The organism is Mesorhizobium sp. M1078 (genome assembly GCF_040318615.1).
GTDB lineage: Bacteria > Pseudomonadota > Alphaproteobacteria > Rhizobiales > Rhizobiaceae > Mesorhizobium.
On record NZ_JAMYMP010000009.1, the window covers coordinates 56,520 to 79,834 of the forward strand.

Below are 23,315 nucleotides of genomic sequence, written 5' to 3' on the forward strand. Positions count from 1 at the left end.
AACGATCTCGGCGACGATGTCATCGAACTCGACCACATGATCGCGAATGCGAAACGGATCTTTGGCGTGATGTCCGCTCACAGGGTCACGGCGATGTACTTGGCCTCCATGAACTCGGCAACGCCGTGCTTCTGACCGCCTTCGCGGCCCAGCCCGCTCTGCTTGACACCGCCGAAAGGCGCCGCCGGATCCGACATCAGGCCGCGGTTGAGCGCGATCATGCCGGACTCGATCTTCGATGCCACGCGCATCCCCCGGCCCAGGTCGCGCGTATAGATGTAGGCAGCGAGACCGTATTCGGTGTCATTGGCTTTGGAGATGACATCCGCCTCGCTTTCGAAGCGACTGATCGGCGCCACGGGACCGAAGATCTCCTCGTGAGCCATGGCAACGTCGGCCGGCACGTCCTTGAGCACCGTTGGCGGATAGAAAAAGCCTCTGCCTTCAGATACGCCGCCACCACACAGGATTTTGGCGCCGCGGGCAACGGCGTCCTGCACAAGCCGGTCGATCTTGTGCACAGCCTTCCTGGTGATCATCGGCCCGCATTCTGTGTCTGAGTCTGTGCCCGGGCCCACGGTGAGTGCCGCCATGCGTTTGCTCAAGCCTTCCGCGAAAGCATCATGGATGCCGGCCTGGACGTAAAGCCGGTTGGCGGCCGTGCAGGCTTCGCCGGCGTTGCGCATCTTGGCAACCATCGCGCCGTCGAGGGCGGCTTCCAGGTCGGCGTCGTCGAAGACGATGAAGGGTGCGTTGCCGCCAAGCTCCATGGAGCAGGAGATGACGTGTTTCGCGGCTTCGGCCAGCAGCACGCGGCCGACGCCGGTCGAGCCGGTGAAGGACAGCTTTCGCACGCGTGGATCGGCGAGCATGGCCGCCGTCACCGGCCCGGGGGTCGAGGTCGTCAGGACGTTGACGACGCCGGGCGGCACGCCGGCTTCCTCGTAGAGCGCCGCAAGCGCATAGGCCGTCAGCGGTGTCTCGCTGGCGGGCTTCAGGATCACCGTACAGCCGGCCGCCAGCGCCGGAGCGATTTTACGTGTCGCCATGGCGGCTGGGAAATTCCATGGCGTGATGAGCACGCAAATGCCGATGGGCTGGTAGTCGACAATGATCCGGTTCGCGCCCGAGGGTGCAAGGCCGAACTCGCCGCTGATGCGGACCGCCTCCTCGGCGTTCCAGCGGAAAAACTCCGCGGCATAGGCGACTTCACCCCGCGCATCGCGCAGCGCCTTGCCGTTCTCCAGCGAGATCAGCGCAGCCAACGTCTCCATCCGTTCGGTCATCAGTTCGAAGCAGCGCCGCAGGATTTCCGATCGCCTGCGTGGCGGGGTCTCGCGCCAGCCGGCCGCCGCATTCGCGGCAGCGTCGACGGCGGCGGCGGCATCAGTGAGCGTTGCATCGGGAACCGCAGCGATCACGGCTTCAGTCGAGGGATCGACCACTTCGATCACGCGGCCCTCCGATGAGGGCCGCCAGCGTCCGCCAATGTAGAGACTGTGCGAGACCGTGGCGTAGTCGAACATATCTTGATCCTCGTCGGATATGCCTGCGGCAATGTTCATTGGATGAACTCCTGGTCGATCACATCATGGTGGCGGACATGTCGCCGTCATAGGCAGCCCTGACCAGCCGTCGCATCGCGGCGCGGTCGAACGGACGCGGATTGTTCTTGATCAATCGGTCGATGCCGAGCGCCTGCTCGGCCGTCCAGTCGATCTTGTCTTCGGGAAGACCCAGTTCGGCCAATGTCGGCGTGATGCCGATGGCGCCAAACAGCCGGCTCACCTCCCGGATGGTGGCGTGCGCCAAGGCATCGGCGCCGCCGCCCTGAAGGGAAAGGCCAAGAGCAGTGCCGACTTCCGCAATCTCCGCGGCTGCTGCGGCCAGGTTGTAGGCCATCACATAGGGCAGCATGGTGGCGACCCCCAGACCATGCGGGGTGTGGGTAAGCGCACCGACGGGATACTGCACCGCATGGGCGGCGGCCGTTCCCGCCGTGCCGAAAGCGCAACCGGCGGCCAGCGCTCCCATCATCACGTCGGCGCGCGCATCCTCGTCCGATCCGTCGCGATATGCCTTTTCCAGACTGCGGCCGAGCAGCCTGATGGCCAAAAGCGCGAAATGGTCGGTCAGAGCGCTCTTGCCGATGAACACGTGCTGTTGCGGCAAATGAGGGTCCGCGCCGCGTTTGGCCGCTGTGAAGGCCTCGATTGCGTGCGTCAGCGCGTCGGCGCCGGCGATCGCCGTCAAGGACGGTGGACAGGTCACCGTCAGATCCGGATCGCAAAGCGCCACTGCCGCGATGAGATGCGGACTGGCGATACCCACTTTCAGCGTCCGATCTGGGTCGGAGATCACGGCGACGGGGGTCACCTCGGAGCCTGTTCCAGCCGTCGTCGGCACTGCGATTACCGGAAGGGTAGGGCCGGGTACCTTGAACTCGCCATAGTAGTCCTCGAGCTTGCCGCCATGGCTGAGCAGAAGTGCAGCGCATTTGGCCATGTCGAGGCAGCTGCCGCCCCCGATTCCGATCACCATGTCGGGCTTGAAACCCTTCGCCTGCGCAATGCAGGTGGCGACGCTGTCGCGCGGCACATCCGGCAGCGTTCGGTCGAAGACCAGCGCCTCGATCGCCGCGTTGTGCAAGCCAGCCAGAATCTCGGCGAACTGCGACGTCGCCGCGAAGCGCTCATCGGTACAGACGAACGCACGCCGCCCATATTTGGTGGCAATGGCAGGCAGGACATGGCGCTGGCCTTTGCCAAACAGAATCTCGCTCGGCAGGCGCGCCGCTGCAAACAAGCTCATGCACAAGATCCTGCGAAGACGGATTGGAAGCCGACAGGCTTGGCTTCGTGCCAGAGGCCGACCTCGGCGCTGCAGGTCATGATCATGCGATATCCCCATAAAATCGTATAGGATATAGGATTGAGTTTCGCGAAGCATCATGTTAGTGGGTGGTTCTGTCAAGAGGCAAACGATGCAGAACACGGACCTGACGGTTGACAATGAAGCCCGTGCGACCCGTCGTATTCAGCGCGCCAACAGCCTGGCTGGCGACGTTTACGAAGCAATATTCGCGCAGCTCATGTCTTTGAGGATTGCTCCGGGATCGCGCATCACCGTCGACAATCTCGTCAAGGAATTCAACGTCTCGCATACCCCCATTCGTGAAGCGCTTGGCAGGCTGGAGGGGGAAGGGCTGGTTCTGAAAACCCACCTGATCGGCTATCGCGCCGCCCCACAAATCACCCGCCGGCGCTTCGACGAGCTTTACGAGCTGCGTCTATTGCTTGAACCTGCCGCCGCGGCCAAAGCCACCGCAACAATGGACGGCGAGCGCCTTGCCGCGCTGCAGGAGGCGGCCGGCGTCATGGCTCGGCGGGTGGGGAAAGACGAACGCCTGCGCTATTCGAACTTCGCCCGTCAGGATGCCATCTTCCACGACAAGATCGTCGAGTTCGCCCAAAACGAACTCATTCGCGAGACACTGAATCACCAGCATACCCACTTCCATATCTTCCGGCTGATGTATCACTCCAGGGTGACCGAAGAGGCGCTCGACGAGCACGAGGCTATTCTCGCTGCCTTTGCCGCGGGCGATCCGGACGCCGCCGAAAAAGCCATGCGTGCGCACATCGAAAATTCGCGGGACAGGCTCCTGCCTGCGTTCGAGTAGCCTGGCGATGTTGCTTGTCAGAGGCACCCTCAAGCGCGGCGCGCCGCTGTCCGCCCAGCCTGCCGCCTACGAATTCTATTCCCCGTTCTGAGCCGATTTCGATCCCGGGAAGCGAGGCGCGCAGTGCACCTCGCCCCTGAAACAAGCCGAGAGGAAAAGACATGCCAGCCAAAAAAATCCTGATGCTGACCGGTGATTTCACCGAGGAGTATGAAATCTTCGTCTATCAGCAGGCGATGGAAGCGGTGGGACACACCGTTCATGTCGTGTGCCCCGACAAAAGCGCCGGAGACATGATCAAGACATCGCTGCACGATTTCGAGGGCGATCAGACCTACACCGAAAAGCCCGGCCATAACGCGCTGATCAACAAGACCTTCGCCGACGCCGAGAAGCAGCTGAGCCAGTACGACGCTGTCTATTGCGCCGGCGGTCGTGGCCCCGAATACATCCGCACCGACAGGCGGATACAGGCAATGGTGCGCCATTTCCACGAGGCGAAAAAGCCGATCTTCACGATCTGCCATGGCGTCCAGATTCTGATCGCGGTCGACGGCGTCGTGCGCGGCAAGAAGGTGGCGGCGCTCGCCGCTTGCGAGCCGGAGGTGACGCTTGCCGGCGGCACTTATATCGATTTGTCTCCCACCGACGCCTATGTCGATGGGACCATGGTTTCAGCCAAAGGCTGGACCGCGCTTGCGGCGTTCATCCGTGAATGCCTGAAGGTGCTGGGAACGGAAATCCACCATTCTTGAACCGTTTGTCCCGGCGCATCCCTGAGGGGATGCGCCGGCTCCCTCAACGGCGCGGCGACTTCCGTCATTTCATCAAGTTCAGATCAGGAACCTGCGGCAGGTGTGCTCCAGAACCTTGTGCCATCATCACCTCGGACGCCTTTAAGGCGCTGTCGCATCGCGTGCGTGCACAGCGCGCCATCCTCGTTGACCTTTCCCAGCTTGACGGGTCCGAACCCGAGTTGATGGACTCAATGGGAGGTTGACATGAAGTCGGCGCCCGGGAGCTGTCAGGGCTTCACGAACCGAAACGCGAAGCGATCGGTCTCGCCCTTGATCGCGGGATCGAACACCTTGATCGAGTGCGGGTCATCCTTGTTCGCGAGCACGGTGCTTTCCGCGTCCAGTACGAAGCCGGCCGCCTCCACCTCCTCGCGGACGAATGCAGGGTCGATCCGATGCAGCGACCGGGTGTCGCTCGTGCCCGACCCAGTGGCGGCGGCGTGGTCGACGATAACGTAGGACCCACCGGGTTTCAGCCGCTTGTAGACAGCTCGATTGAAGTCGGCCGCCGTCGCACCCTTCTTCTGGATCAAGGCGGTGTGAAGATCGTGGTAGAACAGGTGCAGCCATAGGACATCGGCTGGCTGCGTAATCTCCGGCATCGCGACGAGATCCGCCGAGGTGGCTTCGACGTTCTCTCGGCTCGGCTCCTTCGCGAGCGTTCGCATGAGGCCGACCGGATCGTTCTTGAAGTGGGCGACTTCGGCCGGCACGAAGCTGTAGACCCGCCCCTCTGATCCGACGATGTCGGAGAAGAGGCGCGTCCAGTCTCCGTCGCCAGGGTAAACGTCGATCACGGTGGAGCCCGCCTCGATTCGTGCGAACCGGATTAATTCGGACACCTTGGATTGGTCGTACATCGAAATCTCCTTAGGAGTGGATATTCTTCTCGGTGCTCATAGTGATTTCTCCATTTGCTCGGATCGGATCGAGCTTGATCCGATCCGAGTTCCGATCGCGTGCGTCGTCTCTTTGCCGAGGACGTCGCGCTCGTCAGTCGAATTTGACCAAGTCCTTGAAGATCAGATGGCCCCATCTGTTTCCGCGCGCCTGGACCAGCAGGCCACCTTCCGACACCCCGCCAAGGTTGATCGGCGCGAAACCGAGATTTTCCGCAAGCTCCCCAATCCGTGTTGCGGCAGCGTCATCGTCGCTTGCCAGGAACACGACCCTCCGGCCACCATGTACGGCCGGATCCTGATCAAGCACCGGGGCGACCAGATGGTTGAAGCCCTTGACCAGTTTTGCGCCAGAGAAGGCCTGCGCGATGAACTTGGAAGAAGGTTGTCCTCCCAGTTCCTCCGGGGGCACGCCATAGGCATTGGTCACATCGATGATCGTCTTCCCCTGCCAGGAAGGGAGCGCCTTCGCGACATTCGGGTGCGCCTCGAAGCGGACAGCCAAAAAGATGATGTCCGCCTTGATGGCTTCCGCCAGTTTTTTGGGGATGATCGTGGGTCCGATCGCGGCCGCATCGGCGGCAAAGCTTTCCGGGTCGCGTGTGGTTGTAACGGAAACTTCGATGCCGTTTCGGGCAAACGCCTTGGCAAGGGCTTGTCCGATATTGCCGAATCCTACGATTGCATAGTTCATAGTACTTCTCCGATCTGGTGCTAATGCCGGGGTCAGACTTGCGCCATGCCTCCGTCGACGGCGAGATCCACGCCGGTGACGAAAGAACTTTCATCGGAGGCGAGGAACGTTACGGCAGCCGCGATTTCCTCTGGTTTGCCCCTGCGACCCATTGGGATCTGTGACGCAAACTGGGCGGCCGCTTGCTCGGCTTGCTCAGGGGTAAGGCCAGTCGTTGTCTCCAAGGCCGGCGCCTCGATTGGTCCCGGACTCATTGCATTGACGCGGATTTTGCGGTCTTTGAATTCCAGTGTCCAAGCGCGCGCGAAGTTGCGTACAGCCGCCTTGCTCGCGGCGTAGGTACTAAACCCTGGAAGCCCCAACACGTTCGACACTGAAGAATTCAGGATGATCGAACCGCCGTCTTTGAACAGGGGAAGGGCCTTCTGCACCGTAAAGAACAGACCCTTCACGTTCACATCGAAGGTCTGATCAAAATGTGCCTCGGTAGCGACGGCGAGCGGTGCGATCGTCCCCGCGCCGGCGTTGGCGAAGAGAATGTCGATATGACCATGTTTCACCTTCACGACGGCATAGAGGCGATCCAGATCTTCCAGGAGCGACACGTCACCCACGACCGTCGTAACGTTTTTCATGATGAAGGCTGCGGCCTCCTTCAACTCCTTCTCTCTTCGCCCGGTAATCACGACGTGCGCTCCTTCTTCTACGAAGCGCTTGGCTGTGGCCAATCCGATCCCGCTGCTTCCGCCCGTGATGACTGCGATCTTGCCTTCGAGTTTTTTCATAATTCTTTGTCTTTCGTTGCGCGCGGCCCAGGTACGGACCGCGCTGGGGGTCAGAGTTGAGCCAGGCCGCCGTCGACGGCGACCTCGCTGGCGGTCATGAAGCTGCTGTCCGGCGACGCGAGGAAGGCGGCCGCGGCGCCGATCTCCGCCGGATCGGCCATGCGCTGGAGCGGGGTCATCGCGCCGTAGGCCTTCTGGCCTTCCTCGCCTAACGCCTCCTTCGCGAGTTCGGTCGCCGTCGCTCCGGGCGACAGCACGTTTACGCGGATGCCGGTGCCCTTCAGGTCTTCCGCCCAGGTCCGCGCCAGGTTGCGCACTGCCGCCTTGCTCGCGCTATAGGCAGTGAACCCCGGAGCGCCCGTGGTGCCGGCGCTCGACCCGGTCAGGATGATCGAACCGCCCTGGCTCATCAGCGGCAGCGCCTTCTGGACCGTAAAGATCGTACCCTTCACATTGGTGTCGAAGGTTTCGTCAATGTGCCTGGCGGTGATCTGGCCGAGCGGAAGCGGGCTTCCCGCCCCGGCATTGGCGAAGACGATATCGAGGCTTCCGCGCTCGGCCTTCACCGCAGCGTAGAGTCGGTCGAGGTCGGCCTCATCCGAGACCGAGCCCTTAACGGCGCGGGCACCAGGCCCAAGGTCGGCCACGGCTGCGTCGAGCGCTTCCTGCCGGCGGCCAAAGATGAAGACGAAGGCGCCCTCCTCGATAAAGCGCTTGGCTGCGGCGCGGCCGATGCCCGTAGCGCCGCCGGTTATCACAGCGGTCTTTCCATTCAGTCTGTTCATGCCATGCATCCTTCGTTTCGCCGTCTCGTGTCTTTGGCTGCACGGGAAAGCCCCGCGAGAGCCTCAAGATGGGTTCGCCGAAGTCGGGCGGTGAGTGCACAATCGCGCACATCGCTGGTGCGAAAACGATCCAGCTAGATGATTGAAGGCCACGATGACCGCACGAACTACGGCTGATCGTGTTAGTATGGGCTTTGCAAGCCGCACTGCGCTGCGCGGGAATGCACCATGATCGACTGGGATGACGTTCGCTACTTTCTTGCCGCCGCGCGCGGAGGCTCGGTACGTGCCGCCGCCGCGCGCCTCGGTGTGAACCACTCGACCGTGCTGCGACGCATCGCTCAGCTCGAGGAACGCCTCGGGGCGCAGGTGTTCGAAAAGCTGCCTTCCGGCTACCGCCTGACGGCTGCGGGCGAAGAGGTCCTCGATCTCGCGACCCAGATGGAAGCGTCGTCGCACCAGCTGGAGACGCGCGTCTTCGGTCGTGACCAGAGCGCGCGCGGACTTTTGCGGGTGACGCTTCCACCGTTCCTCGCCACACACCTGCTCATGCCGGATCTCGCCGACTTCGCGCGTCTGCATCGCGACATCGAGATGGAAATCTTGTCGTCCGGTGAGCTGGCAAATCTGACCAACCGAGAGGCCGACGTCGCGATCCGCATTGTCGCCGACCGCAAGACCCTGCCGCTCAATCTTCACGGCCTGAAGGGACCGGAGCTGTTCAGCGGCGTCTACATGTCTCGCGATCGACTAGCCGCGTGGCGTGCGGGCACGCCTGATCCCATCCGGTGGATAGGCATAGACAATCATGGAATTCCGGACTGGGCGCGCGAGGGAGAAGTTCAAGTCACGGGAGTACCGTTCAGGACACCTGACGCCGAGACGCAGATCATCGCGGCGCACCAAGGGATTGGGATAACGAAACTGCCGTGCTTCGTTGGAGATGCCGACCCCCTGCTGGTGAGGGTGCCGGGGATCGACGTGCCCATGCATGGGACACTGTGGCTTCTCACGCAAGGCGAGACACGCAAGACGAAGCGGGTGCGGCTCTTCACGGAGTTCGTATCCCGCAGGCTCGCCGCGTACGCTCCGCTTCTCTCGGGGCTGTCCATATCGCGCGACTGACGCCCGGCAGGTCCGCCGCCAACGCTTCCCGCAATCCGGGTGGAAGCCGAGCTGCGATCGCCTGAAGCGGCGTGTTCAATCCGCGAATCCAGTGGGAGTAGGGAAACGGCGGGAGTAGCGCAGAGGTACCAGCCTAAGTTCGACCTCTTCCCACACCATGATCAGACAACGATGCCACCGTCTTCAGCGCGCCATCGAGCATGTCGCCTTTCTCGTCTTTCAGCGCAGCTTCGCGCAACCGCCTGATCCAGTCGGCAGCGTCATCGCGGCCCTTGACCAGATCGAGCGCCGACAGCACGCGATCGAATTTGGACTGGGCGCGGAGGTGGGTGTCGCTGTAGCCCTTGATCAGCCGGCGGCAGTTCAAGATTTCGACGGCGAGCGCGTAGTCCTGAGGCGCGTGGCTGAGCGCCAGCGCATACCAGCGCTCCAGATGCGCCGTCTCGACCTTGTGGCGCAACAGGCGCCGCCGCCAGCGGCGCAGGCCGCCAATCAACCAGAGGACCGCAAAGCCGGCAAAGCTGTCGGTGCGGATGCGCCGGCCATGATTGATGCGCCGGTCGAGAAAGCCTGCAAGTTTCGGTCGGTTCTCGATGTAGCTGCCCAACCCCGCCGGCAAAGTGCCGCAGAACTCCTCGATGCGCGGATGGAAATACTCGGTCACCTGCAGGATGGAGCCGTACTTGACGCCCACCTCCTTGCGCACCCGCCGGTCACGCGTCGAACGTGTCTTGAGATCGGCGACGCGGATCATGTCGTCGTAGCACAGCGCGTTGGCCAGATGCTTGGCGGCAGCGATGGACAATGCATGGGCATGGCCGGGATCATCAAGCGCAACGGCCTTGTCCAACCGGTCGAGATAGTCGCGGCCAAAGGCGATGTCCTGGTAGTCGACGACCTTTCTCAGGCCCCGGAGCGCCATGTCGCGCACCGCCGCGGGCATCAGGTCGATGCGGGCGGCCAGCGCCTGCCAACCCTGCAGCAGGTTCTGCGGACCGCTCACGCGCCCTGCACCCGGAGCGGGGTCGACCGTGGCCGGTTCTGCCGGCTCTGGCGCGGGGGCCGTCGTACCGCGCGCGCGGTCGTAGGCTACGGCGAAGGCAGCGAGGCTGGCTTTCGCGCCTCGGCCGCCGGCGCCGATCGCTTGCTCATAGCTTTCACGCCTGAACGGCAATGCGTCGGAGCCGGCCAGCGCGCCAAGCAGGCTGGCGGAAATCATCGAGCCATTGTCGGCGGCGATCTTTTCCATGTCGAAGGCGATGAAGCGTTTCGATGCAGCTTCCGCCGTCGCGTGTACCTTGGAAGACGAGGCCCGGCCGTCACCCGGCTCGATCTTTTCCGACACCGCCGCAATGCGATGTGAAGAAGCAATGAGCGTGGTGCGATCGGGCGTGACGAAGCCCCTGATGATGGCGCGGCCGGCTTCCATCAGCTCGGCGGCGATCAATATGTCGACGTCGCCCTGCGAAGGCGACAGGGCAAAGACCGGCAGCCGGCCGGTGTCGCGGGCCATCTCGACGTAATAGATCGTAGCGCCGGTGCGCTGGGCGACGCCGGCGACGGAGGTCGATTGCGCGACGTAACCATTGCGCTCGGCGACATCGGTGATCCAGTCGGCGAGCACGCCCCCGCCCTGGCCGCCGACCGCGAGCAAAGCGAGTTTGATCACCGGCTCGGTATCGGCGGCACCGGATTTCGGGCGCAAGGGCGAAGCCTGGTCAAGCATCGGCGAACGTCAACCTACGGCTCTCGCGGCGGCGCTGCATCAGGCCGATCACGGCGCGGCGAGCGCTTTCCAGGAAACGGTCCCAGCGGCCCGGATTGTGCACGACATCGGCGCGGTAGAAGGATGGGCACAGCACGGCGGCGTCCGCCACCTCCCCGCAATTGCCGCAGCCGACGCAGCTCTGGTCGATCGATGCCACCGGATCGTCGCGCAAGGGATCGTCGAGCGATTTCACCGACAGCGACGGGCAGCCGGACAGCCGCATGCAGGCGTGGTCGCCGGTGCAGATGTCCTCGTCGACGCCGAATTTCGGCTTGACGACACGGGTCCCTCCCTTGATCGCCTTGTCGACCAGCGGCTTTTCGCGACGCTGGCGGTTGAGCATGCATTCGGAAGAGGCGACGATGACCTTTGGTCCCTTTTCCTCCGTCGTCAGCGCCTCGCGCAGCGTGTCCTGCATCTTGCCGACATCGTAGGTGCGGTCGATGTGGCGCAGCCATTTGACGCCCATGCCCTTCACCGCTTCGGTGATCGGATGCTTGGTCGACTTGGTCTTGTTGCCCGCGCGCGACGACAGGATGTCCTGCCCACCGGTGGCGGCGGAGTAAAAATTGTCGACGATGACGATTACGCCGTCATTCTTGTTGAACACCGCGTTGCCGATCGAGGAGGTCAGGCCGTTGTGCCAGAAGCCGCCATCGCCGACGAAGGAGATCGACCTCCGTTTGGCGTCGGGCGAATTGAACGCCGATGCCGATGCCGGCCCCAGCCCATATCCCATGGTGGTGGCGCCGAGCTCGAAAGGCGGCATGATCGAGAACAGGTGGCAGCCGATGTCGGAGGCGATGTGGTGGTTGCCGAGTTCCTGCTCGACCAGCTTTGTCGCGGCAAAAATCGGCCGCTCCGGGCAACCGATGCAGAAGCCTGGCGGACGTCCCGGCACGACGTTGATCAGGTCGGCGGTGTCGACGCCGTCGCCGACCTTGTTGGGTGCTCGCACCTCGCCAGGCAAGAGATGGGGGGCCTCGGCGCGCAGGAAAGCGCCGATGCCATCGAGCATGACTTGGCCGGTATACTCTCCGGCCATCGGCAGATATTCCTTGCCGACGAGCCTGGTGCCGCGCCCGGCCTTGTGCAGCATGGCGGCAAAGGCTTGCTCGATGTAGTTGGGCTGGCCCTCCTCGACCACGAGCACCGCCTGCTTGCCTTCGCAGAAAGACAGGAACTCATCGTCTATCAGGGGATAGACGGCGTTGAGCACATAGAGCGGCACATCCGTCTCCCCGTAGGTGTCGGCAAGGCCGAGACGCTGCAAGGCGCGGATGACCGAATTGTACATGCCGCCCTGCATGACGATGCCGACCGAACCGTGATCCGAGCCGAAGAATTCGTTGATCTTGTTCCTCGCGATGAAATCGACAGCCGCCGGCCAGCGTTTTTGCACCTTCTCCTTCTCGTGCAGGAAGGAGGCGGGTGGCAGCACGATGCGGCCGGTGTCGCGGCGCGGCGCGTCGAGCGCATCGGCCACCGTCATCGGCGGGCGCTTGTTGTCCTTGGCGATGAAATGGCCGTGGACGTGGCAGCAGCGGATGCGCACCTGCAGCATCACCGGCGTATTGGACGCCTCGGATAGCTCGAAGCCATCCTCGACCGCCTTGACGATCGAAGGCAGGTTGGGGCGCGGGTCGAGCAGCCAGACCTGGCTTTTCATGGCGAAGGCATGGCTGCGCTCCTGCATGATCGAGGAACCCTCGCCATAATCCTCGCCGACGATGATCAGCGCGCCGCCGGTAACGCCACCGGAGGCAAGGTTGGCGAGCGCGTCGGACGCGACATTGGTGCCGACAGTCGACTTGAAGGTCGCCGCGCCACGGATCGGATAATGGACCGAGGCAGCGAGCATGGCGGTGGCGGTGGCTTCCGAGGCGCTCGCCTCGAAATGCACCCCGAGTTCGCCCAGAATGTCCTGTGCGTCGGCCAGCACGTCCATCAGATGGCTGATCGGCGCGCCCTGGTATCCGCCGACATAGCCGACGCCGCATTGCAGCAGCGCCTTGGTGATGGCGAGAATGCCTTCGCCGGCAAATTCCTCGCCATCGCCGAGCCTGAGTTTTTCGACTTCCTTGGTAAAAGACCGTTCGGCCATTTTTCCAACCTTCCGTTGCCGGCGGTGCGGCCGGCGCCTGCGTCTAGATGTCGTGCTTGCGAATGTTCTTCAGCATCTTCTGCAATGTGGCGATCAGAGCCGCGTATTCGGCGTCGTCGACATCGTCGAACATCGCCTCGAACGCATCATGCATGGCCGGCCAGGCGCGGGTGAACTCGGCGCGGCCGTCATCGGTCAGGAAGACATGGCGGATGCGGCTGTCGGTGACGCCTTGCTCGCGCCGCACGAAACCTTGCCCTTCCAACGTGTCGAGCGTGCGGCTCAATGTCGACTGCTCGATGACGGTGTAGACCGAGAGGTCGTTGACGGTGACGCCGTCGGTGACCGACAGCACGGCCAGCGTGCGGACCTGCGGAATGGTCAGGCCCTGCTTGCGGAAATCGTCGCGCAAGGTGGCGTTGTAGCGCCCCATGATGCGGTTCATCAGATAGGGCGCGAATTGCTGCAGGCCGATCTGGCCAAGCGTCGAAATGCGCTGGCGCTTTTCCGGAACCTTCTGCTCCATCAAAGCCTCCCCGCCAGCAGAAAACCGGAACCGCCGCCGAGGCCCGCGCCCGGATGGGTGGACGCGCCGATGTGATAGAGGTTTTTGATGCCGGTCTGGTGGTTGCGGCTGGTCTTGAATGGGCGCCACAGGAACGACTGGTCGAGGGTCGAGGACCCGCCATAAGGATCACCGCCGACCAGATTGATGTTCATCGCTTCCAGATCGGCCGGCGAATAGGCGCGGCGCGCAATCACGCTGCCCTTGAAGCCATCGATGTGGCTGGCGAGAATGGTTTCGACGCGGTCGGCGTAGGCTTCACGCAGCGCCTCGGTCCATTGTCCGTCAGCCGGCGTCTGCAGCTTGCCGGCGGCGTCACCCTTGATGTGCCGGGGCGCCTCGGGCAGTTGCAGCCACAGGATCGCCTTGCCTTCCGGGCAGCGCGATGGATCGAGCGCATGCGGCTGGCCGACGCAGATGGTCGGCACTTCCGGCAGCATCCCGCGCGCCGCCTCGTTGCAGGCTTTCGAGACGCCATCGAGCCCCGGCGTCAGGTGCAGCAGCGCCACCTTGTCGAGGCCTTCGCCGCGCCATGCCGGCGGCTTGGCCAGCGCATAGTGGATCTGGAAATTGCCTTTGCCGTAGCGATATTTCTGTGTCGCCTCGACCTCGGCTTTGGGAGCATCCGCGCCGAGCAGCCGGCCGTAAAGCTGCGTCGGCGTGACCGAGCAGATGACGCTCTTGTTTGCTGTAATCGTTTCGGCGGATGCCAGCCGCACGCCGGTCGCGCGGCCACCGCTCTGGACGATCGAGGCGACATCGGCGCCGGTGCGGATTTCGCCGCCGCGTTCACGGATCAAGGCTTCGAAGGCGGCGAGCAGGTTCTTCGCCCCGCCCTTGACGATCGGCGCGCCGGCCGCTTCCAGCGCGAAGGCAATGACCTTGGCGATCTGCCCTGAGAAAGCATCTTCCGGTCCAAGCCCGGCATGCAGCACCCAGGGCGCCCACAGCGCGCGGATTGTCTCGGACTGATAGGTGCTTTCCAACCAGCTGCGCGCCGGCACCAGTGCCTCACCCAGAAAAGCGGCAAGGCCACGCGGGCTGCGCCGCCAGGCATCGCCGGCCAACAGCTTGGCTGTCGGATAAGACCACAGGCTGCCGCCGAGCAGGCCGAACAGCAGGCCGGCATTGCGCTCGATGCTGCCGACATCGTCGGCGTGCCGGTCGCCATCGCCGGGGGCGATCGCATTGATTGCAGCGACGTTGGCGGCGCGGTCGGTGGTGAGCACGGCATGGCTGCCGTCCGGCCGCAGCACGCCGGTTGGCGTGCCGGTGTGACAGAACTCCAGCCCGTGCCGCGCGAGATCGCTGCCCAATGCCGCAAAGGCCGGCGAGGTGATGAACAGCACGAAGGTGGTCGCCATCACGTCATGGATGAAGCCGGGCGCGGTGATCTCCTCGGTACGCATGCAGCCGCCGATGCGGTCGTTGCGCTCGAGGACGAGCACCTTCGCGCCCTTGCCGCCAAGCATCGCCGCGCAGACCAGCGCGTTGATGCCGCTGCCAACGATGATGTGATCCGGCTGGCTCACCTCAGCGTGCTTTCTCAGCCTTTCGACACCAGCGCCAGCGCGCGGATCGGGCTGCCGGTGCCATGTTCGATCTTGAGCGGTGCGGCGATCAGGATGGCGCCTTTTGGCGGCAACTGGTCGAGGTTGCAGAGGCTGGCAAGGCCATAGCGGTTGGCCTTGTGCATCAGCGTGTGCGCCGGGAATGGCGGCTCCATGCCGCCGGCCTTGCCGGCATCGGTGCCGATCGTCTCCGAGCCCCAGCCCTTGATGTCCTTGCTGATCAGATACTGGATGGCTTCGGCCGTCGGACCTGGCGTATGCGGGCCGGTCTCATTGGCGTTGAGGAACTCAGCCTCCGAACCATTGCGCTTGTACCAGTCGGTGCGCATCACCACCCACTCGCCAGGGCTGATGGCGCCATGCTTGGCCTCCCACGCCTTGATGTGGTCGACGGTGAGCAGGAAATCGTGATCGGCGGCGGCTTCCTTCGAGCAGTCGATGACATTGACCGGGCCGACGAAGTTCTGCGCCGGAATGGTGTCGGTGGCGCCGTCCGGATAATCCTTGCCGCTGATCCAATGCTGCGGCGCATCGAAATGCGTGCCCGAATGCTCCCCAAGCTTCAGCCAGTTCCATGCCCACCACGGGCCGTTCTTGTCATAACGGGAGATGTTATGGATCTCGACCTTTGGCGTGTCGACGGCAAGCTCCGGCGGCAGCTTGATAAGAGGCGTGTCGGGTCCGAGTTGCGCAGAGAGGTCGACCACCCTGATGGCGCCTGAAAGCAGCTGGCCGGCGACTTCGCCGAGGAGTTTTTGCGTGTCCATGGTCTGAAGTTCCCTCTTTATGGTGAAGATCAAGGCTCGTCTCGGCCCTTAATATCCTACTAGACGAAAACATATGCATCTGCAATTATCTTTAAGCATAAAGGAAATGGGAACGGGGCGTGAGCGAGTTTGACGCCATATTCGTCGGGGCGGGCCACAACAGTCTGGCATGCGCCGCGCATCTCGCGCTCAAAGGCTGGAAAACCGGGATTTTCGAGCGCAGCGCAGCAATCGGTGGCGCCGTCCAGACCCACGAATACACGCTTCCCGGCTTCCGGCACGATTTCGGTGCAATGAATCTGAGCCTGTTCGCCGGCTCCGCCTTCCACCGGAAATATGCAAATGAATTGAAAGCACAGGGTCTTGAGTTCGCGCCGGTCGCCGACTGTTTTGCCAGCGCCTTCCCGGACGGACGCTGGTTCGGCGTCAGCAACGATCTGGAAAAAACCACCGGCCGCATGGCCGCTTTCTCCGCCGCCGATGCCGCGACCTGGCGTAGACTGGTCGCCGCCTTTCCGGGTGAAGCCGAGCACCTGTTCCGGCTGCTGGGATCGCCGATGAGTGCGCGTGCGCTTGCCGGCACCGCCTGGAACCTGTGGCGCAAGAAAGGCATGTCCGGCGCGCTCAATACGGGACGGCTGCTGTTGTCATCGCCTCGCGCCTGGCTGGAGGAAAATTTCGAGTCCGCGCATGTGCGGGCAACGCTTGCCACCTGGGGCATGCATCTCGACTTCGCCCCCGACATCGCCGGCGGCGCCGTATTCCCCTATCTTGAATCGATGGCCAACCAGAGCTTCGGCATGGTGCTGGGCAAGGGTGGCGCCGACACCATCATCCGCGCGTTGTCGGGCATGGTGGCGTCGGCCGGCGGCACGATCGTCACCGGGGCGGAAGTTGCCGAGATCACCGTTGCCGGCGGCAAGGCATCGGGCGTGCGACTCGCTTCAGGTGAGACACATACGGCCACCAAGGCAGTGATTGCCGGCGTCGCGCCCAAGGCGTTGAGCGGCAGGTTGCTACCCAACGGTTCGGGCGACGCCGGCTTCGACACGGCGATGCAGAAATTCCGGCACGCGCCGGGCACGATGATGATCCATCTGGCGCTCGACGACCTGCCCGATTGGCGCGCCGGCGCGGAGCTTCGGCAGTTCGCTTATGTGCATCTGTCGCCGTCGCTCGACGCGATGTCGCGCACCTATCAGCAGGCGATGGCGGGCATGCTGCCGGACGAACCGGTGCTGGTCGTCGGCCAGCCGACCGCGATCGATCCGTCGCGCGCGCCTCAGGGCAAACATGTGCTGTGGGTGCAAGTGCGCATGCTGTCTGCCGAAATCCTGGGCGATGCGGCAGGCAGGATACCTCACGCGCATTGGGATCAGGTCAAGGATGCCTACGCCGAGCGCGTGCTCGACATCATCGAGATATACGCACCCGGACTGCGCCCGAAAATCCTCGGCCGTGCAGTGTTCTCGCCAATCGACCTCGAGCGTGAGAACCCCAATCTCGTCGGCGGCGACCAGGTCTGCGGCAGCCACCATCTGGCACAGAATTTCCTGTTCCGCCCGGCGCGCGGTTATGCCGGCTGGAACACGCCGGTCGGCAATCTGCATCTCATAGGCGCCGCGACATGGCCCGGCGCCGGCACCGGCGCGGCCTCCGGCTTCATGCTCGCGCAACAGCTTGGCGGGAGGTAGCTCGCAAGATTTCATGAAGGCGACGAGAGGCAAGGCGCTGCTGCCCCACGAAGCCTGAAGCTATGAACTGGTAGTGCCGCGCAAAGACAACAAACAACAAGGGGAACGACCATGACAATCAACAGACGCGAATTGCTGGGATACAGTGCCGCGGCACTTGGTGCGGCCGCAATCGGCCTGCCGCAGATCGCCAAGGCAGCGGGCGAACTGACCATCGCCTATAACGTCAACCTGCCGTCCTGGGATCCGACCACCGGACCCTCGGCCGTCAACCCGACGATCCAGGGCCTCTACCAGTCAGTGTTCGACCAGTTCATTCCGCAAAAGCCGGACCTGTCCTTTGCGCCTGGCCTGCTCACCGAATGGGGCTGGAACGAGGATCGCACCAAGGTGACGATGACGGTGCGCGAAGGCGTGACCTGGCATGACGGCTCGCCCTTCACGCCCGAGGACGTGGTCTGGTCGCTGCAGCGGGCGGGCGACGAAAAGACCGGCAATCCGATCCAGTTCGTCTGGAAGAACGTCAACAATTTCAAGATCGACGGCAACAAGATCACCGGCGACGTCGTGCAGTTCGATCCGGTCTACTTTAAATGGATGTCGTTCCTGACCGGCTACATCCTGCCGAAGGCCTATTATGAGAAGGTCGGCGCCGAAGGTTTCGAGAAGGCGCCGATCGGCACCGGCCCTTACATGGTGGAAAAATTCGAGCGAAATGCTTTCCTCCGACTGAAGGCCAACCCGCACTATTGGGGCGACAAGCCGGCCTTCGAGAATGTGACGATCAAGTTCGTCACTGATGCGGCGAGCCGCGTTGCCGAAATCGAATCCGGTTCCTCGCAGGTGACGCTGGAGGTCCCCTATGAAGAGTATGACCGGCTGATCGCCAAGGACGGGCTTGCCGGCTCGTGCAAGCCCGTTTCCGACATCGGCATGATCTTCTTCAACGACATCGAAGCGATGCTGGACAAGAACGTCCGCCAGGCCGCCGTCATGGCTGTGGACAAGGAGCTTCTGGTCAAGCGGCTGCTGCGCGGCTATGGCCAACCGATCGCTACGCTGGAGACCCCGGAGTACACGGCCTTCGACGCCTCGATCAAGGTCGAGCACAATCCGGAAAAGGCCAAGGAGCTGCTCGCGGCTTCCGGCTATTCGCCGGAAAAACCGGTCAAGTTCACCATCCAGACGACCAAGGGCTTCAAGCCCAAGGATTATGAGATGATCCAGGCGATCGTCGGCATGTGGCGCAAGGTCGGCATCGAGGCGACGATCGAGGTCTACGAGATCGCCAAGCACTATGAACTGCGCGCCGCCGACAAGCTGGCGCCGGCCGCCTTCTACAATTGGGGCAACGCCATCGGCGACCCGACGACGTCGACGGGTTTTGCCATGTATGGGCCGAGCCCGCACTCGGTGTGGGACAGCCAGGACCTGATCGACATGATCAATCCGCTCTGGGGCGAGAAGGACGAGGCCAAGCGCATCGCCGGCTGGAAGGCTGTCGACAACTATATCGCCGAGCAGGCCTATGTGCTGCCGTTGATTCAGTATGCGCAACCGATCGTGCATGCCAAGGGCGTCAACGTGGTGCAGCATGTGTCCGGCGCGCTGCTGCCGGCGCTGATGACCCCGGCCTGATATCGGCTTGTGGGCGCCACCCTTCGCTGAGCGGCCCCCTCATCCGGCCCTTCGGGCCACCTTCTCCCCGCTGGGGAGAAAAGACCAGCTCAGCTGTCCGTGACCTCTTCTCCCCTTGGGGAGAAGGTGGCCGCGAAGCGGACGAATGAGGGGGCTCTTCGTTAGAAACGCACTGGGCCAACACCAGAATGCTCCTGCAACGATTCCTGATCCGTCTGCTGACGATGCTGATCACGCTGTTCGGCGTGGCTGTCGTCGTCTTCGTCGTGATCCGCGTCGCGCCTGGTGACCCGATCGCCATGATGCTGCCCCCCGGTGCGACAGATGCCGACATCGACCGGCTGCGTGCACTCTACGGGCTCGACAAGACCATCGTGCAGCAATTCTTCATCTGGCTGTCCGGCGTCGTCAGGGGCGATTTCGGCACCTCGATTTCGCTCAGGCAAGATGTGCTCAGCCTTGTCTTCAATCGTTTGCCGGCAACGCTGGAACTTGCCATCATCGCGCTCGTCATGGCGGTTGGGCTCGGCGGCACGACGGCGATCCTCGGAGCCCGCGAGCGCGGCACGGCGGTCGAAGCCGGCATCGATATCGCCAGCGGCGCCGCCCTTTCCATTCCCGATTTCCTGTGGGGCCTCGTGCTGATCCTTTTGTTTGGCGTGCTGGTGCCGATCTTCGATATCTCCGGCCGCGTGTCGCCGCAGCTCGACCTCCCCTTCGTCACCCAGTTCTATTTCTTCGAGAGCTTGCTTCGGCTGCGCCTCGACCTGACCTGGGATCTGCTGAAGCACATGCTGATGCCGGCAGTAGCCTTGGCATTGCCGCTGGCCGCAATCATCGCGCAGTTGCTGAAACAGTCGCTGAAGGAAGTGCTGGACCTCGACTATGTCGTGCTGGCGCGGGTGAAGGGGTTTTCGGAAACGCAGGTTATCCTGCGCGAGGCGCTGAAGAACGCTGCCTTGCCGACACTGACTCTCGTCGGCGTCCAGTTCACCTTCCTTGTCGGCGGCACGGTCATCGTCGAGCGGCTGTTTTCCTACGAAGGGCTCGGCAATATGGCGATCGATGCCGTCATCAACCGCGACCTGCCGCTGATCCAGGGCATCGTGCTGGTGTTCGCGCTGCTGTTCGTGCTGATCAATCTTGCAGTCGACATGATGTATGCGCTGCTCAATCCGAGGCTGCGCCATGGATGAGGCACGCATGGCCCGGCGCGGATTGGGCCCGAGGCTGTGGCTGGCCGGCGGCTGGCTGCTGCTGGCGCTTCTTGCCGCGATGTTCGCGCCGCTGGTGGCGCCGCAGGACCCGCTGGCGCAGGATCTGATGCTGGAGCGGCTGCCGCCCTTCTGGCTCGATGGCACCGAGCCCGGCTATTGGCTGGGCACCGACAGCCTCGGCCGCGACCTCTTGTCCCGGCTTATCTTCGGCGGCCAAATCGCCTTCATCGTCGCCTTCGCTGCGGCGATTGCCGCCTGCCTCGTCGGCTCGACGCTCGGGCTGATTGCGGGCTATTTCGGCGGCTGGGCCGACCGCATCGTTTCGCGCATCGTCGATGTCTGGATGGCATTTCCGCCGGTGCTGTTCGCCATCCTGCTGGTCGCGGTGCTCGGCACTGGTCTCAGCTCCGTCATCCTCGCCATCGCCATCATCGACTGGACGCGCTTTTGCCGGGTGATCCGCGCCGAAGCGATGGGCCAGTCGCGCATGGACTACGTCGAGAACGCCCGCATCGCCGGCTATGGCCGCATCGGCATCATGCTGCGCGAGGTGCTGCCCAATGTACTGCCCTCGATCGTGGCGCTGCTGTCGCTGGAAATGGGCATCGCCGTCATCGTCGAGGCCATCCTGTCCTTCGTCAATCTGTCGATCTCGACCGACGATCCCACCTGGGGCGGCATCATCGCCGAGGGCCGGCTGTCGATACATCAAGCCTGGTGGGTGCTGGTGTTTCCGCTTGTCACGCTGATCCTCACCGTGCTGTCCTTCAGCCAGTTCGGCGAGGCGCTGAAGACACGCTTCGATCCGGTGCTGCGATGAGCGCTTGCCTGGATATTGCCAATCTGAGCGCCGTGCTGCCGAACGGCCAGCGAGTGCTGCGCTCGGTGTCGCTTTCCGTGCAGCGGGGTGAGGTGCGTGCTCTTGTCGGCGAGAGCGGCGCCGGCAAGACGATGATCGGCAAGGCGGTGCTCGGTGTGCTGCCGTCAAGCGTGCGCATCGTCGAAGGCGCCATGCAGCTCGAAGGCCAAGAGCTCGGCAGGCTGCAGCCCAAGGCAAGGCGTACGCTGATCGGCGCCCGCACGGCGCTGATCCCGCAGGATCCGTTGACTGCGCTCAACCCGTCGCGCCGCATCGGTCCGCAGATGACTGACCGGCTGGTGCGCATTCTCGCCTGGAGCGGTGACAAGGCGGACAAGCGGATCCGGCAATTGTTGGATGAAGTGCAGATCCGCGATCCCGACCGGGTGCTGAAATGCTATCCGCACGAGCTGTCCGGCGGCATGCGCCAGCGCGTGCTGATCGCCGCCGCCTTCGCCGCCGAGCCACGGCTGATCGTGGCCGACGAGCCGACAACCGCGCTCGACGTTACCGTGCAAAAGCAGATCCTGCGCCTGATCGCCGAGCTGCAGCGCGAGCATGGCACCGCGATCCTGTTCGTCACCCACGATCTCGGCGTCGTTGCAAAGATCAGCCAGAAGGTGTCGGTGCTTTATGCCGGCAAAGTGGTGGAGGAAGCCGAGACGGCTGCTCTCTTCGGCGCCCCGCAGCACCCATACACGCGGGCACTGATGGCCGCGACGCCGCGTTACACAGATCCTTTCGCCTCGCTGATGCCGGTGGACGAGACCGTGCTGGCCGGGCTTGCCGCTGAGATCGACGCGGCAGACCAGGCGTGGAGGCGGCCGCATGGTTGAGCCGCTGTTTTCCGTGCGCGGGCTGAAGGTGGCGCTGCCCGACATGACCCGCAAGCCGCTGATCGGCCGCGCGCCGCTGGCCGAGATTTTGAAAGGCCTGGACTTCGATTTGCCGAGGGGTTCGGTGACCGGCATCGTCGGTGAATCCGGGTCCGGAAAATCGACGCTCGGCCGCACGCTTGTCAGACTTCTGGAGCCGAGCGTCGGCAGCATCCATTTCGAGGGCCGCGATATCGCCCATCTGCCGGATGCAGAGCTGCGACCTCTGCGCCGCGACCTGCAGATGATCTTCCAGGACCCGATGTCGTCGCTCAACCCGCGTCGCACCGTCGCCCGCATCATTGCCGCGCCGCTCAAGCAGAATGGGCTTGGCGACAGGCTTAGGGAACGCGTCGCCGAGGCATTGCATCGCGTCGGCCTGCCGCAAAGCTTCGCTAGTCGCTATCGTCATGAACTGTCGGGCGGGCAGCGCCAGCGCGTCGGAATTGCGCGCGCGTTGGCGCTTTCGCCGAAATTCGTGCTGGCCGACGAGATCGTCTCCGGCCTCGACGTATCGACGCAGGCGCAGATCCTCACCCTTTTGGAGAGACTGGCCGCGGAGATGGGGCTGACGGTCGCCTTCATCAGCCACGACCTGTCGGTCATCCGGCGGCTGTGCCAACAAGTGATCGTCATGCGCGAGGGCAGGATCGTCGAGGCGAGCGCCACCGATGCGCTGTTCGACAATCCCAGGGAGACCTACACGCGCGACCTGCTTGCCGCCATCCCACTGCCTGAGATCGACGCGGACTGGTTGCGGCCAGCAACGAAAGCGCGGGCATAGGACTGTTCACCCACCACGCCGAACAGCGGGCTTCGGACGTGCATGAGGGCAAAATCAGCCCGCGAACGGAGGGTAATATGAATTACGCAGCCCTCGGCACGATGCTTGCCGCGATCCTGTTCTGCTCGATGGGAACGGCTTCGGCCGATGCGATCCCCGGCATGCGCGGCCACGACCACACCGGCATCACGGTGCCCGACATGAAGCAGGCGGTCGACTTCTTCACCGAAGTCGTCGGCTGCAAGAAGGCGATGTCGTTCGGTCCGTTCGCCGATGACAAGGGCACCTTCATGCAGGATCTTCTGGGCGTCGATCCGAAGGCTGTCATCGAGCAGGTCACCATGGTGCGTTGCGGTTATGGATCGAACATCGAGCTGTTCAAGTACACCGCGCCTGACCAGAAGGATTTGACTCCGAAGAACAGCGATATCGGCGGCTTCCACATTGCCATGTATGTCGATGATGTCGCCGCGGCGAAAGCCTATCTCGACGGCAAGGGGGTGAAGACGCGGTTGGGTCCGCTGCCGGTGAAGGAAGGTCCGGCGGCCGGCCAGACCATCCTCTATTTCCAGGCGCCATGGGGATTGCAACTGGAGGCGATCAGCTATCCCGATGGGATGGCCTATGAGAAGGGTGCCGAGACTGTGCTGTGGAGCCCGAAGAACCCGGACAAGTAATTTCCAGAGCGCGCTTGCGGGGCCAGCCC

General features: G+C 63.4%; 21 protein-coding genes and 1 pseudogene. 11 read left to right on the forward strand and 11 right to left on the reverse strand.

Annotation, left to right across the window (positions count from 1 at the left end; genetic code table 11):
- Positions 1-77: 77 nt before the first annotated feature.
- Together NKH38_RS14510 and NKH38_RS14515 are read right to left on the reverse strand one after the other, a co-directional pair.
- A complete protein-coding gene (locus tag NKH38_RS14510) occupies positions 78-1,526 on the reverse strand; it encodes an NAD-dependent succinate-semialdehyde dehydrogenase (RefSeq protein WP_352763169.1) in 1,449 nt (482 codons plus the stop codon).
- Positions 1,527-1,584: 58 nt separating this feature from the next.
- Positions 1,585-2,811, reverse strand: coding sequence for an iron-containing alcohol dehydrogenase (locus NKH38_RS14515; protein ID WP_352763115.1), 1,227 nt, complete (start codon positions 2,809-2,811; stop codon positions 1,585-1,587).
- Between the two features lie 172 nt (positions 2,812-2,983).
- Between NKH38_RS14515 and NKH38_RS14520 the strand changes: the two genes are divergently transcribed.
- Both NKH38_RS14520 and NKH38_RS14525 read left to right on the forward strand, forming a co-directional pair.
- A complete protein-coding gene (locus NKH38_RS14520; RefSeq protein WP_023710074.1) occupies positions 2,984-3,682 on the forward strand; it encodes a GntR family transcriptional regulator in 699 nt (232 codons plus the stop codon).
- A gap of 161 nt (positions 3,683-3,843) precedes the next feature.
- The gene (locus tag NKH38_RS14525; RefSeq protein ID WP_023732292.1) at positions 3,844-4,437 is read left to right on the forward strand and encodes a DJ-1/PfpI family protein; all 594 of its coding nucleotides are present in this window, start codon (positions 3,844-3,846) and stop codon (positions 4,435-4,437) included.
- Between the two features lie 269 nt (positions 4,438-4,706).
- Here the strand turns inward: NKH38_RS14525 and NKH38_RS14530 are convergent, their stop codons facing one another.
- The 4 genes from NKH38_RS14530 to NKH38_RS14545 all read right to left on the reverse strand — a co-directional run bounded on the left by NKH38_RS14530 (position 4,707) and on the right by NKH38_RS14545 (position 7,642).
- Positions 4,707-5,339 (reverse strand): class I SAM-dependent methyltransferase, encoded by a 633-nt coding sequence (locus NKH38_RS14530; RefSeq protein WP_352763114.1) that lies wholly within the window; start codon positions 5,337-5,339, stop codon positions 4,707-4,709.
- A gap of 133 nt (positions 5,340-5,472) precedes the next feature.
- Positions 5,473-6,072 (reverse strand): NADPH-dependent F420 reductase, encoded by a 600-nt coding sequence (locus NKH38_RS14535; protein ID WP_352763112.1) that lies wholly within the window; start codon positions 6,070-6,072, stop codon positions 5,473-5,475.
- A gap of 32 nt (positions 6,073-6,104) precedes the next feature.
- Positions 6,105-6,857, reverse strand: coding sequence for an SDR family NAD(P)-dependent oxidoreductase (locus NKH38_RS14540; protein ID WP_352763110.1), 753 nt, complete (start codon positions 6,855-6,857; stop codon positions 6,105-6,107).
- A 50-nt stretch (positions 6,858-6,907) separates the two neighbouring features.
- On the reverse strand, positions 6,908-7,642 hold the full coding sequence (locus NKH38_RS14545) for an SDR family NAD(P)-dependent oxidoreductase (RefSeq protein WP_023740542.1): 735 nt from the start codon (positions 7,640-7,642) through the stop codon (positions 6,908-6,910).
- Positions 7,643-7,870: 228 nt separating this feature from the next.
- Here NKH38_RS14545 and NKH38_RS14550 point away from each other — a divergent pair, with 228 nt between their 5' ends.
- Positions 7,871-8,767, forward strand: a complete 897-nt coding sequence (locus NKH38_RS14550) for a LysR family transcriptional regulator (protein WP_023729147.1) — start codon at positions 7,871-7,873, stop codon at positions 8,765-8,767.
- Between the two features lie 133 nt (positions 8,768-8,900).
- On the opposite strand, the gene NKH38_RS14555 is transcribed toward NKH38_RS14550, so the two are convergent.
- Genes NKH38_RS14555 through NKH38_RS14575 form a run of 5 tightly spaced genes read right to left on the reverse strand, consistent with a single transcriptional unit; the run spans position 8,901 to position 15,542 of the window.
- Entirely contained in the window at positions 8,901-10,493 is a 1,593-nt protein-coding gene (locus NKH38_RS14555) for an indolepyruvate oxidoreductase subunit beta family protein (RefSeq protein WP_352763106.1), read from the reverse strand.
- Entirely contained in the window at positions 10,486-12,639 is a 2,154-nt protein-coding gene (locus tag NKH38_RS14560) for a thiamine pyrophosphate-dependent enzyme (RefSeq protein WP_352763104.1), read from the reverse strand. The genes NKH38_RS14555 and NKH38_RS14560 overlap by 8 nt, the downstream gene beginning before the upstream one ends.
- 43 nt (positions 12,640-12,682) lie before the next feature.
- Positions 12,683-13,165 carry a MarR family winged helix-turn-helix transcriptional regulator gene (locus tag NKH38_RS14565; protein ID WP_023682744.1) on the reverse strand — a complete coding sequence of 161 codons (483 nt, stop codon included), beginning with the start codon at positions 13,163-13,165 and terminating at the stop codon, positions 12,683-12,685.
- On the reverse strand, positions 13,165-14,736 hold the full coding sequence (locus NKH38_RS14570; RefSeq protein WP_352763102.1) for a phytoene desaturase family protein: 1,572 nt from the start codon (positions 14,734-14,736) through the stop codon (positions 13,165-13,167). The genes NKH38_RS14565 and NKH38_RS14570 overlap by 1 nt, the downstream gene beginning before the upstream one ends.
- 14 nt (positions 14,737-14,750) lie before the next feature.
- Positions 14,751-15,542 carry a cyclase family protein gene (locus tag NKH38_RS14575; protein WP_023682742.1) on the reverse strand — a complete coding sequence of 264 codons (792 nt, stop codon included), beginning with the start codon at positions 15,540-15,542 and terminating at the stop codon, positions 14,751-14,753.
- Positions 15,543-15,661: 119 nt separating this feature from the next.
- Between NKH38_RS14575 and NKH38_RS14580 the strand changes: the two genes are divergently transcribed.
- From NKH38_RS14580 to NKH38_RS14610, 8 genes and pseudogenes are all read left to right on the forward strand, one after another.
- Positions 15,662-17,236, forward strand: coding sequence for a phytoene desaturase family protein (locus tag NKH38_RS14580; RefSeq protein WP_352763099.1), 1,575 nt, complete (start codon positions 15,662-15,664; stop codon positions 17,234-17,236).
- Between the two features lie 111 nt (positions 17,237-17,347).
- The gene (locus NKH38_RS14585; protein ID WP_352763098.1) at positions 17,348-18,874 is read left to right on the forward strand and encodes an ABC transporter substrate-binding protein; all 1,527 of its coding nucleotides are present in this window, start codon (positions 17,348-17,350) and stop codon (positions 18,872-18,874) included.
- A gap of 33 nt (positions 18,875-18,907) precedes the next feature.
- Positions 18,908-19,020, forward strand: a pseudogene (locus NKH38_RS33355) (endonuclease domain-containing protein); the annotation flags it as partial.
- A gap of 42 nt (positions 19,021-19,062) precedes the next feature.
- The gene (locus NKH38_RS14590) at positions 19,063-20,070 is read left to right on the forward strand and encodes an ABC transporter permease (protein WP_352654993.1); all 1,008 of its coding nucleotides are present in this window, start codon (positions 19,063-19,065) and stop codon (positions 20,068-20,070) included.
- Positions 20,063-20,911, forward strand: a complete 849-nt coding sequence (locus tag NKH38_RS14595; protein ID WP_023695185.1) for an ABC transporter permease — start codon at positions 20,063-20,065, stop codon at positions 20,909-20,911. The genes NKH38_RS14590 and NKH38_RS14595 overlap by 8 nt, the downstream gene beginning before the upstream one ends.
- Positions 20,908-21,786, forward strand: coding sequence for an ABC transporter ATP-binding protein (locus NKH38_RS14600; RefSeq protein ID WP_352667775.1), 879 nt, complete (start codon positions 20,908-20,910; stop codon positions 21,784-21,786). Before NKH38_RS14595 ends, NKH38_RS14600 begins: the two co-directional genes overlap by 4 nt.
- Positions 21,779-22,609, forward strand: coding sequence for an ATP-binding cassette domain-containing protein (locus tag NKH38_RS14605; RefSeq protein ID WP_352763096.1), 831 nt, complete (start codon positions 21,779-21,781; stop codon positions 22,607-22,609). The genes NKH38_RS14600 and NKH38_RS14605 overlap by 8 nt, the downstream gene beginning before the upstream one ends.
- A gap of 77 nt (positions 22,610-22,686) precedes the next feature.
- Positions 22,687-23,286 (forward strand): VOC family protein, encoded by a 600-nt coding sequence (locus tag NKH38_RS14610; RefSeq protein WP_352763094.1) that lies wholly within the window; start codon positions 22,687-22,689, stop codon positions 23,284-23,286.
- Positions 23,287-23,315: the final 29 nt, after the last annotated feature.

Excerpts from the sequence above, each read along its gene's own strand:
- NKH38_RS14510 (WP_352763169.1), bottom strand. The coding sequence starts at position 1,526 with ATGTTCGACTACGCCACGGTCTCGCACAGTCTCTACATTGGCGGACGC.
- NKH38_RS14515 (WP_352763115.1), bottom strand. The coding sequence starts at position 2,811 with ATGAGCTTGTTTGCAGCGGCGCGCCTGCCGAGCGAGATTCTGTTTGGC.
- NKH38_RS14520 (WP_023710074.1), top strand. The coding sequence starts at position 2,984 with ATGCAGAACACGGACCTGACGGTTGACAATGAAGCCCGTGCGACCCGT.
- NKH38_RS14525 (WP_023732292.1), top strand. The coding sequence starts at position 3,844 with ATGCCAGCCAAAAAAATCCTGATGCTGACCGGTGATTTCACCGAGGAG.
- NKH38_RS14530 (WP_352763114.1), bottom strand. The coding sequence starts at position 5,339 with ATGTACGACCAATCCAAGGTGTCCGAATTAATCCGGTTCGCACGAATC.
- NKH38_RS14535 (WP_352763112.1), bottom strand. The coding sequence starts at position 6,072 with ATGAACTATGCAATCGTAGGATTCGGCAATATCGGACAAGCCCTTGCC.
- NKH38_RS14540 (WP_352763110.1), bottom strand. The coding sequence starts at position 6,857 with ATGAAAAAACTCGAAGGCAAGATCGCAGTCATCACGGGCGGAAGCAGC.
- NKH38_RS14545 (WP_023740542.1), bottom strand. The coding sequence starts at position 7,642 with ATGAACAGACTGAATGGAAAGACCGCTGTGATAACCGGCGGCGCTACG.
- NKH38_RS14550 (WP_023729147.1), top strand. The coding sequence starts at position 7,871 with ATGATCGACTGGGATGACGTTCGCTACTTTCTTGCCGCCGCGCGCGGA.
- NKH38_RS14555 (WP_352763106.1), bottom strand. The coding sequence starts at position 10,493 with ATGCTTGACCAGGCTTCGCCCTTGCGCCCGAAATCCGGTGCCGCCGAT.
- NKH38_RS14560 (WP_352763104.1), bottom strand. The coding sequence starts at position 12,639 with ATGGCCGAACGGTCTTTTACCAAGGAAGTCGAAAAACTCAGGCTCGGC.
- NKH38_RS14565 (WP_023682744.1), bottom strand. The coding sequence starts at position 13,165 with ATGGAGCAGAAGGTTCCGGAAAAGCGCCAGCGCATTTCGACGCTTGGC.
- NKH38_RS14575 (WP_023682742.1), bottom strand. The coding sequence starts at position 15,542 with ATGGACACGCAAAAACTCCTCGGCGAAGTCGCCGGCCAGCTGCTTTCA.
- NKH38_RS14585 (WP_352763098.1), top strand. The coding sequence starts at position 17,348 with ATGACAATCAACAGACGCGAATTGCTGGGATACAGTGCCGCGGCACTT.
- NKH38_RS14590 (WP_352654993.1), top strand. The coding sequence starts at position 19,063 with ATGCTCCTGCAACGATTCCTGATCCGTCTGCTGACGATGCTGATCACG.
- NKH38_RS14595 (WP_023695185.1), top strand. The coding sequence starts at position 20,063 with ATGGATGAGGCACGCATGGCCCGGCGCGGATTGGGCCCGAGGCTGTGG.
- NKH38_RS14600 (WP_352667775.1), top strand. The coding sequence starts at position 20,908 with ATGAGCGCTTGCCTGGATATTGCCAATCTGAGCGCCGTGCTGCCGAAC.
- NKH38_RS14605 (WP_352763096.1), top strand. The coding sequence starts at position 21,779 with ATGGTTGAGCCGCTGTTTTCCGTGCGCGGGCTGAAGGTGGCGCTGCCC.
- NKH38_RS14610 (WP_352763094.1), top strand. The coding sequence starts at position 22,687 with ATGAATTACGCAGCCCTCGGCACGATGCTTGCCGCGATCCTGTTCTGC.